The 17,247-nt window shown below is 47.8% G+C and carries 14 protein-coding genes and 1 tRNA gene; all 15 read right to left on the bottom strand.

The genetic code is table 11. The features are described from left to right. Positions 1-253, bottom strand: a 253-nt coding sequence (locus tag FCL47_RS22155; protein ID WP_240744340.1) for a GTP-binding protein, incomplete at its 3' end; no start/stop codon positions are given. Between the two features lie 24 nt (positions 254-277). Beyond that, a complete protein-coding gene (fusA, locus tag FCL47_RS22150) occupies positions 278-2,356 on the bottom strand; it encodes an elongation factor G (RefSeq protein WP_136815903.1) in 2,079 nt (692 codons plus the stop codon). Positions 2,357-2,434: 78 nt separating this feature from the next. Next, on the bottom strand, positions 2,435-2,908 hold the full coding sequence (gene rpsG, locus FCL47_RS22145) for a 30S ribosomal protein S7 (protein ID WP_136815902.1): 474 nt from the start codon (positions 2,906-2,908) through the stop codon (positions 2,435-2,437). A 29-nt stretch (positions 2,909-2,937) separates the two neighbouring features. Then, positions 2,938-3,309, bottom strand: coding sequence for a 30S ribosomal protein S12 (gene rpsL, locus FCL47_RS22140; protein WP_136815901.1), 372 nt, complete (start codon positions 3,307-3,309; stop codon positions 2,938-2,940). A 328-nt stretch (positions 3,310-3,637) separates the two neighbouring features. Continuing rightward, positions 3,638-7,687: a DNA-directed RNA polymerase subunit beta' gene (gene rpoC, locus FCL47_RS22135; RefSeq protein WP_136815900.1), complete on the bottom strand. Its 4,050-nt coding sequence runs from the start codon at positions 7,685-7,687 to the stop codon at positions 3,638-3,640. Between the two features lie 140 nt (positions 7,688-7,827). After that, entirely contained in the window at positions 7,828-11,907 is a 4,080-nt protein-coding gene (rpoB, locus tag FCL47_RS22130; RefSeq protein WP_136815899.1) for a DNA-directed RNA polymerase subunit beta, read from the bottom strand. A gap of 385 nt (positions 11,908-12,292) precedes the next feature. Further along, the gene (gene rplL, locus FCL47_RS22125; RefSeq protein ID WP_136815898.1) at positions 12,293-12,673 is read right to left on the bottom strand and encodes a 50S ribosomal protein L7/L12; all 381 of its coding nucleotides are present in this window, start codon (positions 12,671-12,673) and stop codon (positions 12,293-12,295) included. Between the two features lie 49 nt (positions 12,674-12,722). Beyond that, positions 12,723-13,250, bottom strand: a complete 528-nt coding sequence (rplJ, locus tag FCL47_RS22120; protein ID WP_136815897.1) for a 50S ribosomal protein L10 — start codon at positions 13,248-13,250, stop codon at positions 12,723-12,725. 221 nt (positions 13,251-13,471) lie between these two features. Then, positions 13,472-14,176, bottom strand: a complete 705-nt coding sequence (gene rplA / locus FCL47_RS22115; RefSeq protein WP_136815896.1) for a 50S ribosomal protein L1 — start codon at positions 14,174-14,176, stop codon at positions 13,472-13,474. 65 nt (positions 14,177-14,241) lie between these two features. Beyond that, complete coding sequence (gene rplK, locus FCL47_RS22110; RefSeq protein ID WP_136815895.1) at positions 14,242-14,667, bottom strand: 50S ribosomal protein L11; 426 nt, start codon at positions 14,665-14,667, stop codon at positions 14,242-14,244. Between the two features lie 92 nt (positions 14,668-14,759). Continuing rightward, a complete protein-coding gene (gene nusG, locus FCL47_RS22105) occupies positions 14,760-15,293 on the bottom strand; it encodes a transcription termination/antitermination protein NusG (RefSeq protein WP_136815894.1) in 534 nt (177 codons plus the stop codon). Positions 15,294-15,381: 88 nt separating this feature from the next. Further along, positions 15,382-15,630, bottom strand: a complete 249-nt coding sequence (gene secE, locus FCL47_RS22100) for a preprotein translocase subunit SecE (RefSeq protein ID WP_136815893.1) — start codon at positions 15,628-15,630, stop codon at positions 15,382-15,384. 89 nt (positions 15,631-15,719) lie between these two features. Beyond that, positions 15,720-15,795 (bottom strand) — tRNA-Trp (locus FCL47_RS22095). A gap of 9 nt (positions 15,796-15,804) precedes the next feature. Further along, positions 15,805-15,954: a 50S ribosomal protein L33 gene (gene rpmG / locus FCL47_RS22090; protein WP_136815892.1), complete on the bottom strand. Its 150-nt coding sequence runs from the start codon at positions 15,952-15,954 to the stop codon at positions 15,805-15,807. Positions 15,955-16,028: 74 nt separating this feature from the next. Continuing rightward, a complete protein-coding gene (tuf, locus tag FCL47_RS22085; protein WP_136815891.1) occupies positions 16,029-17,219 on the bottom strand; it encodes an elongation factor Tu in 1,191 nt (396 codons plus the stop codon). Between the last annotated feature and the right edge of the window lie 28 nt (positions 17,220-17,247).

Genomic DNA, 17,247 nt, shown 5'->3' with positions numbered 1-17,247 from the left:
GACCTGGGCAGTCAACGTGCGCATAGTGCCGTTTCGTTGTCTCGTACTCGACGTGGGCGGTAGCAATGGTGATACCACGCTCTTTTTCCTCAGGTGCTTTATCGATCTCGCTGAAGTCAGTGAATGCAGCCTGACCTTTAAGAGATAAAACACGAGTAATTGCAGCGGTCAGTGTGGTTTTACCATGGTCGATATGTCCTACGGTACCTACGTTGACGTGCGGTTTAGTCCTTTCAAATTTTTTCTTCGACATAATGGTTCCTCAATATGCTTGGACTTAGATCCCTCTAATTTTTTTAATAATTACCTCTGCTTTCTGAGCAGGTACCACATCATATTCCAAAAATTGCATGGTAAAATTGGCCCTGCCCTGAGTCGCCGACCTGAGTGACGTCGAATAGCCAAACATTTCGGCCAGTGGCACATGCCCGTTCAGGATCTGCAGGTTAGATTCTGCAGATACCCCAACAATCTTACCTCTTTTACTATTTAGATCGGCAATTACATCGCCGATATATTCTTCAGGAGTAATAACTTCAAGCTTCATTATCGGTTCAAGCAACTTCGGTTTCGCTTCTGAAGTTGCCCTTCTGATTGCCATTGCTGCTGCTACCCCAAAAGCCATCTCAGTTGACTCTTCCTCGTGATAAGAGCCACCGATAAGACTCACTTTAATATCCGTGAGCGGATAACCAATCAGAGGACCAGAGTCGAGACTATCAACAATCCCCTTTTTGATTGCCCCTAAGAACTGATCGGGGATCAACTCCTGGTCCACAGAACTTACAAACTCTATTCCACCACCACGGGGCAGAGGTTCGATCTGAATAACGACATGCCCGTACTGGCCCTTGGCCCCGGTCAATTGATCGAATTTTGCTTCTGCCTTATGACTGATATCGATTGTCTCTTTATAGGCAACCTGGGGTTTGCCCACCTTTGCCGAAACTTTAAATTCATTGAGCAACCGATCGACAATTATCTCCAGGTGCAGCTCCCCCATACCAGAGATGATCGTCTGCCCGGAATCCGCATCTGTCGAAACCGTGAAAGATGGATCTTCCAGGGCTATCTTCGCAAGAGTGTCGGCCAGTTTTTTTTCTTCAGCCTTGCTTTTAGGTTCAATAGCCACCCCGATCACCGGATCAGGAAAGTCCATACTCTCAAGGATTATGGTATCGCCTTTTGCGCACAGGGTATCGCCGGTGGTCGTAAACTTGAGCCCAACAACTGCGCCAATGTCCCCGGCAGATATTTCCTGCACTTCTTCGCGCTTATTAGCATGTAATTTCATCAACTTGGATATCTTCTCCTGTTTTTTCTTAACAGGATTGTACACCTTGTCGCCAACGGCAATGGTTCCGGAATATACCCTGATGAATGCCAGATTCTCTACAAAAGCATCACTCATCAGTTTAAAGACCAACCCGGCTAATTTTTCCTTCGGATCGGTTTTCCGGCTAATTATCTCGCCATTGGGTCCTTCTCCCTCGACATCTTTGACATCAAGCGGGGAAGGAAGAAAATTAACTACACTATCGAGCAGCGGCTGAACACCCTTGTTTTTAAAAGCACTCCCGCAAAGAACCGGAACTATGTCCAGCGACAGGGTCGCTTTTCTGAGAGCCTTATATATCTCAGGAGTAGCTACTGTTGCATCATTTAAGTATTTTTCCATGATGTCCTCATCGAAGTCGGCCAACTTCTCGAGGAGCACCAAACGTGCGGCCGCGAATTTTTCTTTATATTCGGCAGGAACTTCTTGAACCGTTACTTCCTGTCCAAGAGACTGCTCGTCAAAGACAAGCATCCTCTCTTCTATAAGGTCGATGATCCCCTCAAACTCCGCTTCTTTTCCTACCGGAAGCTGAATGGGCAGAGGATTTGCACCGAGCCTGTCAGATATCATCGAAACGCACCGTTCAAAGTTCGCTCCGATCCTATCCATTTTATTAACAAATGCTATGCGTGGAATGCCATACTTATCAGCCTGCCGCCAAACGGTCTCTGACTGCGGCTCCACACCGCCTACGGAACAAAAAACAGCTACTGCTCCGTCCAATACCCTCAGCGACCTCTCAACCTCAACTGTGAAATCGACGTGCCCCGGAGTATCAATGATGTTAATTTTTTTATCTTTCCAGAAGCATGTCGTCGCTGCAGAGGTGATAGTGATCCCCCTCTCCTGCTCCTGCTCCATCCAGTCCATGACGGCCGTGCCTTCATGGACTTCACCCAACTTATATGATCTCCCGGTGTAAAAGAGTATCCGTTCGGTCGTTGTTGTTTTACCGGCGTCAATATGGGCCATAATGCCAATATTGCGCACGTCATGCAAATCTTTCAAGGCTGCCATAACAATTGCTTAGCTCTTATAATTATACGTTCGCCAACCTCTTGTTGCAGCAATCTGTCACAAGACCAAAACTCTCCGTTACCAGCGGTAATGAGCAAAAGCTTTGTTGGCTTCAGCCATCCGATGGGTATCATCTCTTTTCTTGACCGCAGCACCGCGATTGTTATAAGCATCCATGAGCTCAGCGGCAAGCTTCTCGGACATAGACTTACCCGATCTGGATTTAGAAAAGCTGATAAGCCAGCGAATAGCCAGGGCGTTCCGCCTTGTCTGGCGAACCTCCATCGGCACCTGATATGTAGCACCACCAACACGACGAGACTTAACCTCGACCCGTGGACGGACCTTCTCCATTGCCTCTTCAAATACAGTCAAGGGATCCGTATCCTTGATACGCTCTTCGACTATATCCATCGCGCCGTAAAAAATTCTCTGAGCAAGACTTTTCTTCCCTCGCTCCATCAATCCGTTGGTAAATTTAGACACCAGCACGCTGTTGAATCGTGCATCCGGATCTATCGGCCGTCTTTCAATTGTTCTTCTTCGTGACATCTTTTAACCTCGCATCAAGCAGCAGCTCATCAAGCTGGTTTTTTTGCACCATATTTTGAACGACCTTTACGCCGATTGGACACGCCCAGAGTATCAAGGGTACCACGAATGATATGATACCGAACACCTGGAAGATCCTTCACCCTGCCGCCACGAATCATAACAACTGAGTGCTCTTGAAGATTATGACCGATACCGGGGATATACGATGTAACTTCAATACCATTTGTCAGCCGCACCCTGGCAACTTTCCTAAGAGCTGAGTTCGGTTTCTTGGGTGTCGTTGTATAGACCCTCACACACACACCACGCTTCTGGGGTGACCCTTTCAAAGCAGGGGTATTGGTCTTTTTAACAGACTTCTTACGGCCCAATCTTACCAGTTGATTAATAGTTGGCATTACGTTAACTGCTCCTGTTTACATACCCTATTTTAGAATACCAGGCGATCGACTGCCGACCTGGACACTCATTTCTAAACACGAAAGTGGTGATAATTACCCTAATAGCACAGCAGTGTCAAGGAAAAAATCCACTTTACAATGCTTTGCCTGCTTCGTGACTTAGAAATAATGCACTTGTGTTTTTTACAAGCGCATTATTTCGTTATGGAACTTATCCCGCAAAGCTTTCTGGCGGGGGTAGTACCTTATAAATTATTTTCTGGCATTTTGGCAGAAGAATAACTTCTAAAGGTACTAAGCCTGGCAATTCCCATATCTTACGGACTTAGTGCTTATTTGACAAGCCAGTGCCCGCTGAAATCAACCGGCCCATAATAACATTTTCCTTCAAGCCCGCCAGCTCATCAATCTTTCCTGCAACAGCTGCATTGGTGAGTACCTTGGTGGTCTCCTGGAAGGAGGCCGCAGAAATAAAGCTTTCCGTCGACAGTGAGGCCTTGGTTACGCCAAGCAGTAACGGCTCAGCAACAGCAGGTGTTTTTCCTTCAGCCACAAGCTTGTCTCTTTCTTCTTCAAATTTCCACCATTCGACCTGTTCGCCGATCATAAAGCGGGAATCGCCGGAAGAGGTGATCATAACGCGTTTGAGCATCTGTCGAACAATGACCTCGATATGTTTGTCATTGATCTTGACACCCTGGAGGCGATACACCTCTTGGATCTCATTGACCAGGAATTTAGCCAGCTCCTTGACACCAAGAACGGCCAGGATATCGTTGGGAACGATGGTTCCTTCCATGAGCGGCTCACCGGCCTGAACATAATCGCCTTCATGGACAATAATATGCTTGGCCTTCGGTACTAAATACTCCTGTGGCTCACCATACTCAGGGGTAACAATCACCCGCCGTTTACCTTTGAGTTCCTTGCCGAAACTGATTTTCCCATCGATTTTGGCGATGATCGCCGGATCTTTTGGTTTACGGACTTCAAACAATTCAGCAACCCTTGGCAGACCACCGGTGATATCTTTTGTTTTCGTGGTCTCACGGGGGATCTTGCCGACAATCGTTCCGGGCTGGATAACATCTCCCTCACTGACGGAAATAATCGATCCGACGGGCAGACTGTACCTTGCATAGGTCTCGGAATCGGCGAGTTTCACGGTTTTGCCACGGTCGTTCTTCACGGTAATGCGCGGACTCATCTGCGCTCCACCCGCAGTATGAATAATGACCAGTGAGGATCTACCGGTGACGGCATCCACCTTTTCCTGCATGGTGATACCCTCGATAACGTCGCCGTATTTGATGGTACCTCCCACCTCAGCAACGATCGGTATCGTATACGCATCCCAGTCGGCAAGGATGGTATCCCTTGCTACAGCCTGACCTTCCTTGACCAGGAGCTGGGCGCCATAGTTGACCTTGAATTTTTCACGCTCGCGGCCCAATTCATCTTTGATCGAGATCACCGCATTACGATTCATGACGATCTCAGTTCCTTCGGCATTGGTGACCGAATGGAGGTTTTTGAAAGAGACGGTGCCGCCGATGTTCGTTTTCAGCTCGGCCTGCTCAACAGATCTGCTTGCCGTACCACCGACATGGAAGGTACGCATGGTCAGCTGGGTACCGGGCTCGCCAATTGACTGCGCCGCAATAACACCAATAGCCTCGCCTTTATTGACCATATGGCCACGACCGAGATCACGCCCGTAACATGCAGCACAGACCCCTCTCTTGGACCGGCAACTCAGAACCGACCGGATAGGAACTCTGTCAATACCTGCAGCGGTAATTTTTTCGACGATATCTTCTGTTATCTCCTCGCCGGCTTCAACAATGACTGTTTCATTGAAGGGGTCCTCCAGATCATCCAGAGCAACCCGGCCAAGTATCCTGTCGCTCAACGGCACGATAATTTCACCGCCGTCCATCAATGGTTCGGCAATGATGCCATCGAGTGTTAAGCAATCGGCTTCTACAATGGTTGCCTCCTGCGCGACATCAACCAGTCGCCGGGTAAGATAACCGGAGTTGGCGGTCTTGAGCGCAGTATCCGCCAGTCCCTTACGGGCACCGTGGGTGGAAATAAAGTATTCCAGCACCCCAAGGCCCTCACGAAAGTTGGCTTTGATCGGCGTCTCAATGATCGCTCCACTCGGTTTCGCCATCAGGCCTCGCATTCCGGCCAACTGGCGAATCTGGTCTCTTGAACCACGCGCCCCGGAATCGGCCATGATGAAAATCGAGTTAAAACTGGGTGACTCAATCAGTTTTCCGTCTTTATCGCGGACATAATCGACCTTGATCTCATCCATCATCGCGTTGGCGACATCTTCGGTCACCTTCGACCAGATATCAACGACCTTGTTGTATTTTTCACCGGCGGTGATGAGACCATCGGTATACTGCTGATCAACGTCAAGAACATCATTTTCGGCTTTTTCGACAAAATTCTCTTTCTCAAGCGGAATTTTCATATCGTTGATGCAGATAGAAATCCCCGCCCTTGTCGCATATTCATAGCCGGTATCTTTTAATCTGTCGGCAAGAATAACCGTGTCCTTCGTCCCAGCATGGCGATAGGTATGATCGATAAGGGTCGCCAGGGCTTTCTTGGTCAGTACTTTATTGACCTCTTCAAATTTAACGGATGGCGGCAGCAGTTCTCCCAGCAGGATACGCCCCATCGTGGTATCAACCAGCTCACCATTCTTCCGCACTTTTACCTTGGCCTGCAGATGAACCTGGCCGTAATCATAGGCGATAATGGCTTCTTCCACACCGCTGAAAACCTTGCCTTCGCCGATAACATTGAGCCGTTCCCGGCTCATGTAATAGAGCCCCAGCACAATATCCTGCGACGGGATGATTACCGGCTCACCGTTTGCCGGCGATAAAATATTGTTGGTGGACATCATGAGGACCCTGGCTTCCACCTGGGCCTCAACAGAAAGCGGAACGTGGACCGCCATCTGGTCACCGTCAAAATCCGCGTTGAATGCCATACAGACGAGCGGATGCAGCTGAATCGCCTTTCCTTCAATCAGGACCGCTTCAAATGCCTGCATACCAAGTCTATGCAGGGTGGGTGCACGGTTGAGAATGACCGGATATTCGGTAACCACCTCGTCAAGTACGTCCCAGACCTCTTTCACCTCTTTTTCCACCATTTTTCGGGCACTCTTGATGGTGGTGACAAACCCTTTTCTTTCGAGCTTGTTATAGATGAAGGGCTTGAACAGCTCAAGCGCCATTTTTTTGGGGATACCGCACTGATGCAGACGAAGGTGCGGTCCGACCACGATAACTGAACGACCGGAGTAATCAACCCGCTTACCCAGCAGGTTCTGCCGAAAACGTCCCTGCTTGCCTTTCAGCATATCGGACAGCGACTTCAGCGGACGCTTGTTGCCGCCAGTAATAACCCTGCCCCGTCGACCATTATCGAAAAGGACATCGACCGCTTCCTGGAGCATTCGCTTTTCATTACGGATAATGATATCAGGTGCATCAAGTTCCAGAAGCCGCTTCAGGCGATTATTCCTGTTAATAACTCTTCGATAGAGATCATTCAGATCAGAAGTCGCAAACCGGCCACCTTCAAGGGGCACCAGAGGTCGCAGATCAGGTGGCAGCACCGGAATGACCTCAAGAATCATCCATTCGGGTTTGTTGCCGGAATCGCGGAAGGCCTCAATGACAAAGAGCCTCTTGCCCAGCTTCAGCCTTTTGGTCTGGGAATTCGTCGACAGCATTTCCTCACGCAGCTGTTTCGACAGCGACACAAGATCCTGGGCAGCAAGGAGTTCGCGAATCGCCTCGGCACCGATGCCTACCTCAAACTGAGCTGCATATTCTTCGCGGGCCGAGCGGTATTTCTCCTCAGTCAACAGGGTGCCGACGGGAAGTGCATCAACCTCGGACCTTACAACAGCATACTGTTCAAAATAGAGAATTTTCTCCAGCTGCTTGAGGGTCATGTCAAGGACCGCACCAATTTTACTGGGCAAACTCTTGAGGAACCAGATATGGGCCACCGGTGCCGCGAGTTTAATATGCCCCAATCGCTCACGTCTGACCTTCGACTGGATAACCTCTACGCCGCATTTCTCGCAGACAACACCACGGTGTTTCATCCGCTTATACTTGCCGCAGTTACATTCGAAATCTTTTACCGGGCCAAATATTTTAGCACAGAATAAACCATCTCTTTCCGGCTTGAAGGTTCGATAATTGATGGTCTCCGGTTTTTTGACCTCACCATGCGACCAGTCCATGATCTTCTCCGGTGAAGCCAGAGAGATCTGAACGCTTTCAAATTTTACTGGAGCTTTCGGTTTTTGAAAAAAATTGAATAACTCTTCCACGAAATCACCTCTCCCTTATATTAAAGGATTTGTTAAAGGAAATATGGGGCAGGCTACCGTACCGGGCATATTCCGGAATACATCCGGCATCGGGATGCCCAGCGGTCAGAAGCGCCAGCCGTTGCATGTTCTCTCTTCCTTTATCCTTCAATAAGTTCCATATTTAAACAAAGGGCCTGCAGTTCTTTGACCAGAACGTTAAAAGACTCAGGTAATCCTGTTGTCAGAAAGTTATTTCCCTTGACTATACGCTCATACATCAAGGTTCGGCCTTCCACATCATCGGATTTAGCCGTTAAAAATTCCTTGAGTGTATATGCAGCGCCATAGGCTTCCATAGCCCAGACCTCCATCTCACCTAGTCGCTGTCCACCAAACTGGGCTTTACCGCCAAGGGGCTGCTGGGTAACCAGGGAGTATGGACCCGTTGACCGGGCGTGAATCTTATTGTCAACCAGATGATGCAGCTTCAACATATACATGACACCGACGGTAACTTTATTGGCAAAAGGTTCTCCGGTAAGACCATCATACAGTTGCACCTGGCCGACCTCATCGATTCCGGCTTCGACGAGCAGCCTTCTGATCGCAGCCTCTGGAGCACCGTTAAAAACTGGTGTTGCCATATGCAGTCCGGCCTGATGTCTTCTGGCCCACTCGATTATTTCCGCATCCGTCTGTCCTTCAGTGAGGGTCTTGAATTCGGAGGCCGAGTAGACAGCCTTCATCTTCGCCTTAATCTCCGACACCGCTTCCTGACGGGCGAGTTTCTCGAGCTGTTCGCCAAGTTTTTTGGCGGCAAAGCCCAGATGCACTTCAAGAACCTGGCCAACATTCATACGGGAAGGAACACCCAGAGGATTGAGAACAATATCGACCGTGGTCCCGTCATCGAAAAACGGCATATCTTCTTCCGGCAGCAACCGGGAAACGACACCTTTGTTCCCATGTCTTCCCGCCATCTTATCGCCGACCGAAAGTTTCCTTTTGGTAGCGACATAGACTTTGACCATCTTGACAACACCGGGAGGCAGATCATCCCCTTTCTTCAATCTCTCAATAATGCCATCGTATCGATCGGTGATCAGTTTTGCCTGTTTGTCATACCGTGCATACACCGCGTCAATCTGCTCAATGTATTTTGCCTTTTCGCTGAAATCAATATCACGCAATCGGGAAAAGCCGATAAGCTCAGCCTGCTCAGCAGCAATTTTTTTGCCGAGTTTGACGATGATCTCGCCGTGTTTGTTGGCAATATCGGTCTTGGCCGTCCGTCCCTCCAGGACCTTGCCGATTTCTCGACAGGTCCCACGCTTCAGACTGCGCAGCTCATCCACCTTATCCTGGTTGAGCTTTTCGATCTCAAGATCCTCGATTAATAAAGATCGTTCATCCTTATCCACACCCTTACGGGAGAAAACCTTGGCATCGATGACAACACCGCTGACACCAGGCGGCACACGGAGCGAAGAATCTTTAACGTCCTGGGCTTTTTCACCAAATATAGCCCGTAACAATTTCTCTTCCGGAGACAGGACCGTTTCGCCTTTCGGGGTGACCTTGCCAACGAGAGTATCGCCCGCTTTCAGCTCGGCGCCTATTCTGACAATACCTGAATCGTCGAGATTTCTCAGCGTCTCTTCACTCACGTTGGGAATGTCTCGAGTGATTTCTTCCTTACCGAGTTTCGTATCCCGAGCCATGGTCTCGAACACCTCAATATGCACCGAGGTGAAGGTGTCCTGCTTAAGCAGCCTCTCATTGATAAGGATAGAGTCTTCAAAGTTAAAACCGCGCCACGGCATAAAGGCAATGGTGACATTCTTACCGATAGCCAGTTCGCCCGCTTCACAGGATGGCCCGTCGGCCAGGACCACTCCCTTGGTAACTCTGGTGCCCGGCAGGGCAATCGGTCGCTGATTAAAGCAGGTATTCTGATTTGATTTTTTATTTTTCTCCAAACGATACACGCCAACCCCGGTATCAAAGCCATCGGTGCCGGGCACATCGTATCTGACCACGATACGATTTGAATCGGCCTCTTCGACAACCCCATCGCCGGCACTGAGCAAACAAGCACCGGAATCTCTGGCGACATATCTCTCCATGCCCGTACCGACCAGCGGTGCTGCCGTTATCAGGAGCGGTACCGCCTGGCGCTGCATGTTGGAGCCCATCAGAGCACGGTTCGCATCATCGTTTTCAAGAAACGGCACTAAGGATGCGGCAACACTGATCATCTGATTTGGCGCAATATCCATGTACGTGACATTTTCCGCCACGGTTGTAATAACCTCGCCAGCCTCACGGACAATAAGATTATCAGGAACAATTCGATGATCTTGGTCCGACTCAATAAGTGCAGGGGCTATAAACTGGTTCTGTTCCTGCAGGGCACTCAGATATTTGACATCATCGGCTACAATCCGATTCTCAACTTTTCTGTATGGGGTTTCAATAAAACCATACGGATTGATTCGCGCAAAGGTCGCAAGGGAGACAATCAGACCAATATTCGGTCCCTCAGGAGTCTCGACCGGGCAAATACGGCCATAATGGGTCGGATGAACATCGCGAACCTCAAAACCGGCTCTTTCCCGGGACAGTCCACCGGGTCCAAGAGCACTCAAACGCCGCTTATGGGTCACTTCCGACAGTGGATTCGTCTGATCCATAAACTGCGACAACTGGCTGGTGCCAAAGAACTCTTTAATAGCAGCGGAGATTGGCTTAGGATTGACCAGGTCATGCGGCATCAAAGTTTCAACATCCTGGAGGGTCATCCTTTCTTTAATGGCTCTTTCCATCCGGACAAGACCCATCCGATATTGGTTTTCGACGAGCTCTCCAACCGTCCGCACACGCCTGTTGCCAAGATGATCGATATCATCAACCCCGCCCTGGGTATCTTTCAATCGGACAAGATGCCGAACGGAACAGATAATATCTTCCTTCGTCAACGCCCGGTTCGTGATATCAATGTCTAAGTGCAGCTTGGCATTGATCTTATAACGGCCCACCTCTGACAGATCATAAAGGTCCTGATTAAAAAACAGGTTATGAAAAAACGACTCGGCTATCTCACGAGTCGGAGGGCTGGAAGGTCTGAGACGTCGATATATTTCTATAAGGGCTTCTTCGGTCGTCTTGGCTTTGTCGAGCGCCAAGGTTTTACTAAATGATGGCGAATATTTAACGCCGTCAATATGCAGAACCTTAAACGCATTTACACCTTGCGCTTCGAGGGTTTCCAAAAGCGTTTCCGTCAACTCGGTATTACAAAGAGCAATTATTTCACCGGTCTCTTTATTGACAATGGTCTCTGCTAAAACTTCGCCAAACAATGACTCTCTTGATGCGGGTAGATGGGTAATTCCGGCTGCATCGAGTTTTTTACAGAGTACTTTGGAAACTTTTTTCCCTTTCCGGCCAAGAATCTCGCCATCCACAGGACTCACAATGTCAAATTCGAGTCGTTGTCCCTTTATCAGGTCCGAATCAAAACTGACTTTGTAGATCTCTCCGTCTTTAATAACATCAGCGGTGGGATAAAATTCTTTGAGCAGTTCTTCGCTCGTCAGCCCCAGGGCCTTTAATAAAGTCGTGACCGGGAATTTTCGCCTGCGGTCAATACGGACATGGAGGATGTCTTTAATATCGAATTCCAGATCGATCCATGAACCCCGCACTGGAATGATTCGTGCCGAGTACAACAATTTACCACTGGAGTGACTCTTGCCGTTGTCATGCGTATAGAACAAACCTGGCGACCGCTGGAGCTGGGAAACGATTACCCTTTCCGTTCCGTTGATGACGAAAACGCCATCCCCGGTCATCAGCGGTAAAGAACCAAGAAAGACCTCCTGTTCCTTGATGTCACGAATTGACTGCACACCCGTTTCTTCGTCCACATCAAAAGTAATCAATCGAACGACAATTTTCAGAGGAATCTCATACGTCATGCCGCGTTGCAGGCATTCATGAATGGTATATTTGGGTTCGCCGAATTTATATCGTACGAATTCAAGTGAACAAATGCCGTTAAAGTCGTTGATTGGAAAAACGTTTTGCAGTATACCTTGCAAACCATAATCTTCCCTTTCATCAGGATCGCAATCCATCTGAAGGAATTTCTCATACGAGAGGCGTTGCATTGATATCAAATGGGGCGGCTCAAGAATAGCGGCAGCCGTGGCAAAGTTCTTTCTCACTCTTTCCATATTTTTTCCTCGAAATTGCCTATGAATCTAACTAGATGATTTGAATTTACTGCTCAGAAATGCCGTTCTACAGACTATTAATTCGGTTAGGTGGGGTCTGGTTGGTCACTGTAGTCAAAAATCACGGGAAAAGTTTGAACGCCGATGTTCTGAGTATCGCCAGGAAAAACATAAGCATTGTTTTCAAGCATAGTATCATTCCTTTTGTGCAATTTTCATTTAAACATCAAATCAGCAACACGCCTAATGCACAACCACCTGATATCTCACCTGTTATCAAAAAATAGTATTCTCTACAAAACACAACACGCCACGATGCCAAGCTCGTAGCGTGTCGATATCAAGGTGGATTGTTCGTACAACGAACAACTACTTGCAAAATCAATTACTTAATCTCAACAGTTGCTCCAACCGCTTCGATTTTGGCTTTAATGTCCGCAGCATCTTCTTTGGTGGTGGCTTCTTTCAAAGGAGCTGGTGCAGACTCTACCAGAGTTTTCGCTTCTTTCAGGCCAAGACCTGTCACGGCACGAACCTCTTTAATGACTTTTATTTTCTCACTACCTACACTGGCCAGGATAACATCGAATTCGGTTTTCTCTTCTACCGGTGCGGCAGCAGCAGCGCCTGCACCAGCTGCAGCAACAGCTACCGGAGCAGCTGCAGAGACACCAAATTTTTCCTCGAATTCTTTGATGAGTTCAGAGAGCTCGAGAACGGACATATTAGCGATAAAATCGATTACTTCTTCTTTGGTTACAGCCATGATGTGTTACCTCTTTTTGTATTGAATAATAGTTTTCTAAACAAGAATATTAATTGTTTGCGGCTTCTTTCTGATCTTTGATGGCCTGCAGAGTGTAGACAAAGGAGCGTGGAACGCCAGTCAACACCTGAACAAGGCCGGTCGGCACATTTTTCCAGGTAGACAATAACTGTCCCAGCAATACTTCCTTCGTAGGAAGTTTGGAGAGAGCAATAAGCTCTTCCACTCCGATTTTTTCTCCATCAAGAGCTGCGCAACGAATTATGAATTTTTTATGGTCATCGGCAAATTTCGCCACCACCTTGGCAGGGGCAACTGGATCTGCATATCCCATAACAACCGCAGTGGTACCAGTGAAACTATCACTGAGTGCACTGTTGCCGGTATCCGTAACTGCTCTTTTCAGGAGAGTATTTTTGGCTACACGGATTTCAGAATTGCAGTTTTTCAATTCAACACGAATTTTCTGCAATTCAGAAACCTTCAAACCACAATAGTCAGCGACAACCGCAAAACTGGCTCGGCTGAACGAGTCGTTCAATTCCGAGACAATTGCTAACTTATCATCACGATTCAAAGTACTCCTCCTTGGTTAATGTGAACAATGTTCGAAACAGCAGATACGCTCTTTTCAAGACCGGCGGGGAATAAATTTCTTGATCAGAATACTTTTATATTCGCCTTTTTCGTCTCGGCAGGTCGTGATCGACACGATTAAACATTCAGTGCCCGCTGTCTTCGACTATATAAACTGCCGGCCTGTTAAGATAAGAGGTCCGGCAATTGACAAAAAATAATTTATTTGGCCACTGCCCTTACCGCTATTGGATCGAGTTTTACCCCTGGTCCCATAGTAGAAGAGATGGTAATGGAGCGAAGATACACACCCTTACTGGTAGATGGCTTGAGTTGAATAAGTCTCGTGACAAAGGCAATCAGGTTCTCAGCGAGTTTTTCTTTACCAAAAGAGATTTTGCCAATACCCGCGTGAACTATTCCAGCTTTGTCTACTCTGAAATCGACCTTACCGCCCTTGATGTCACGGACTATATTGCCGACATCCATTGTTACGGTACCAAGTTTAGCGTTGGGCATAAGATTGCGTGGTCCGAGAATTCTCCCGATTTTACCAACAACACCCATCATATCGGGAGTAGCGACAGTCTTGTCAAACTCGAGCCAGCCTTCTTTAATTTTTTCGACTAAATCATCACCACCAACATAGTCGGCTCCAGCTTCCAGTGCTTCAGCTTCCTTCGGGCCTTTGGCAAAAACCAAAACCCTCGTCACTTTACCGGTACCGTGCGGCAACGAGACAGATGATCGAATCATCTGGTCTGCATGTCGTGGATCGACGCCAAGTTTCATCGCAACATCAAAAGTCTCATCGAACTTGGCATAACTCGACTTTAAGACCAATGCAATTCCTTCATCAACATCTTTCAGGGTTGATCGATCAATTCCTTCGGCAATTTTTCGGTAACTTTTTCCGTGTTTCGGCATATCAGCCTCCTACTTGCATAGGAACAAACTCGTCCTACCAGCAGTAATTTAAATTTTAATAAATATTAATCTACTACAGTAATGCCTGCACTTCGTGCTGTACCTTCGATAATGCGCATGGCGCTTTCCACGTCATATGCATTCAAATCCGGCATCTTCAGCTCGGCTATCTCCCGGATTTTATCACGGCCTATTTCAGCCACACGATCTGCCTTCGGATTACCGGATCCCTTCTTCAACCCAGCTGCCTTCAAAAGGAGTACCGATGCAGGAGGAGTCTTGGTAATATAGCTGAACGAACGATCCTGGTACACTGTGATAACAACAGGAACAATGGTGTCGCCCATTGACTGAGTCTTTGCATTGAAGTTCTTGCAAAACTCCATAATATTAACCCCGTGCTGTCCTAATGCGGGACCGACAGGTGGTGACGGGTTGGCTTTACCAGCTGGTATTTGCAGCTTGATATATGCCGTTTCTTTTTTGGCCATTATTTCACTCCACTCACTATTTTTCAGTTACTTCCAGGTAAATTGAAAATCGATTACCACACCGGGAAGTTACAACAATCATGCATAAACTATTATGTATTGGTAACCTGAACGAATTCCAGCTCAACCGGTGTTTCTCTTCCAAAAATCGATACCATAACGCGTACACGGCCCTTTTCCGGGAAAACTTCATCAACCACTCCCTGGAAATTGGCAAACGGACCATCTATAACCCGCACCACCTCGCCAATATCAAAGACGACCTTCGGACGCGGACGTTCAGATCCATCCTGAATTCTACCGATAATTTTTGCGGCGTCTACGTCGGAGAGCGGAATCGGATCCCGGTCATCCCCGACAAAGCCTACCACACGCGGCATATTATCATGAATCGTGTGCCACGTTTCGTCATTGAGATCCATGCTGACCAACATATATCCGGGGAAAAAACGACGCGAAGAGGTCTTTCTTGAGCCTTTGATCATCTCAACAACCTGTTCTGTAGGGACAAGTATCTCGCCGAAATATTCTTCTAAGCCATCTTTGCGAATTCTTTCCTCGAGGGTTGCCTTAACCTTGTCTTCAAATCCCGAATGGACCTGGAGTATGTACCATTGTCTTGCCATGTGATCCAGTAATTAAATATGAAGGGGATACCGGATTGCACCAATGGCGCAATCCGTTAGGAAAATGATAATAACTTTCTCTTCCAATTTATCGCAAAAACGAAGCGACAAGCTTACCGAGAAGCAGGTCCACAGAGCCGAGGTAAATTGAAATAACAATCGTCAAAACAACGACTACACCCGTTAGCCCAAGAGTCATTTTCTTATCCGGCCAGACAATCTTTAAAAACTCTACTTTTACCTCTTCGATAAATTTCTTAATTTGAGCAGGTGAGAACGATGAGGGTTTTTCGGACTTCACAGGATTATTTTTTTTTATTTTTGAACTCGTTGCCATAGCAACTTAACCTCCATACCGTCACAACACTCACTCTAGAGAAAGATCCGAGTTGTTTTAAGAAATAAACCAGCACCAACAAATAAAGATGGCAGGCCAGGAGGGACTCGAACCCCCAACATCCGGATTTGGAGTCCGGCGCTCTACCATTAGAGCTACTGGCCTGCAAAAAACCTATTTGGTTTCTTTATGCGGTGTATGAACCCGGCAAAATGGACAGAATTTACTGAATTCCAATTTGTTCGGGGTGTTTTTTTTATTTTTCGTCGTCGTATAATTGCGACGTTTGCATGTACCACATGCAAGAGTTACGGTATCTCTCATTGAATCTTCCCATATGAAAAATCGCCCTTACCCCTTTTAAAAAAGGATAAGGGCCATATCATTAAACAAGTGTATTAAGCGATAATTTCACTGATAACACCGGCACCAACAGTTCGCCCGCCTTCACGGATGGCAAATCGCAGACCGACATCCATAGCAATCGGCGTAATCAACTCAACCGCTGCGCTGATGTTGTCCCCGGGCATTACCATTTCCACACCCTCGGCGAGCGTGACAACCCCGGTAACGTCGGTTGTTCTGAAATAAAACTGGGGACGATAGCCGTTAAAGAACGGAGTATGACGACCACCCTCGTCCTTGCCGAGGATATAGCACTCTGCATTGAACTTGGTATGCGGGGTAATAGATTTCGGGGCAGCAAGTACCTGTCCGCGCTCGATCTCCTCACGCTTCACGCCGCGCAGCAACGCACCAATATTGTCACCGGCCTGGCCTTCATCGAGCAGTTTACGAAACATCTCAACGCCGGTGCAGGTGGTCTTCTGGGTATCACGGATACCGACAATCTCCAACTCGTCGCCGACATGAACAACCCCTCTCTCAATACGACCGGTCGCCACAGTTCCACGACCGGAGATAGAGAAGACGTCCTCTACCGGCATCAAAAATGGCTGATCGACATCGCGCTTGGGCTCAGGAATATAGGAATCGATTGCATCCATCAGGTCCCAGATACATTTGGCTTTGGCTTCGTCTTCCGGATTCTCAAGAGCCTGCAGGGCTGATCCCTTTACAAAAGGCACATCATCGCCTGGGAAATCGTACTTGTCAAGCAGCTCGCGAAGCTCCATCTCAACCAACTCGATGAGTTCTTCGTCATCGACCATGTCGCATTTATTAAGAAAAACAACAATCGAAGGAACACCAACCTGACGGGCAAGAAGGATATGTTCTCTGGTCTGCGGCATGGCACCATCGGTGGCAGCAACAACCAGAATAGCGCCGTCCATCTGGGCTGCTCCGGTAATCATGTTCTTGATGTAGTCAGCATGACCTGGGCAGTCAACGTGCGCATAGTGCCGTTTCGTTGTCTCGTACTCGACGTGGGCGGTAGCAATGGTGATACCACGCTCTTTTTCCTCAGGTGCTTTATCGATCTCGCTGAAGTCAGTGAATGCGGCCTGACCTTTAAGAGATAAGACACGAGTAATTGCTGCAGTCAGTGTGGTTTTACCATGGTCGATATGTCCTACGGTACCCACATTGACGTGCGGTTTAGTCCTTTCAAATTTTTTCTTTGACATTTCCTTGTCTCCTCAGGCCGTTGAAAAA

Source organism: Desulfopila sp. IMCC35006 (assembly GCF_005116645.1).
Lineage (GTDB): Bacteria > Desulfobacterota > Desulfobulbia > Desulfobulbales > Desulfocapsaceae > Desulforhopalus_A.
The sequence above is the reverse complement of the archived record's forward strand: the minus strand, read 5'-3'. Positions and strand labels throughout refer to the sequence as shown.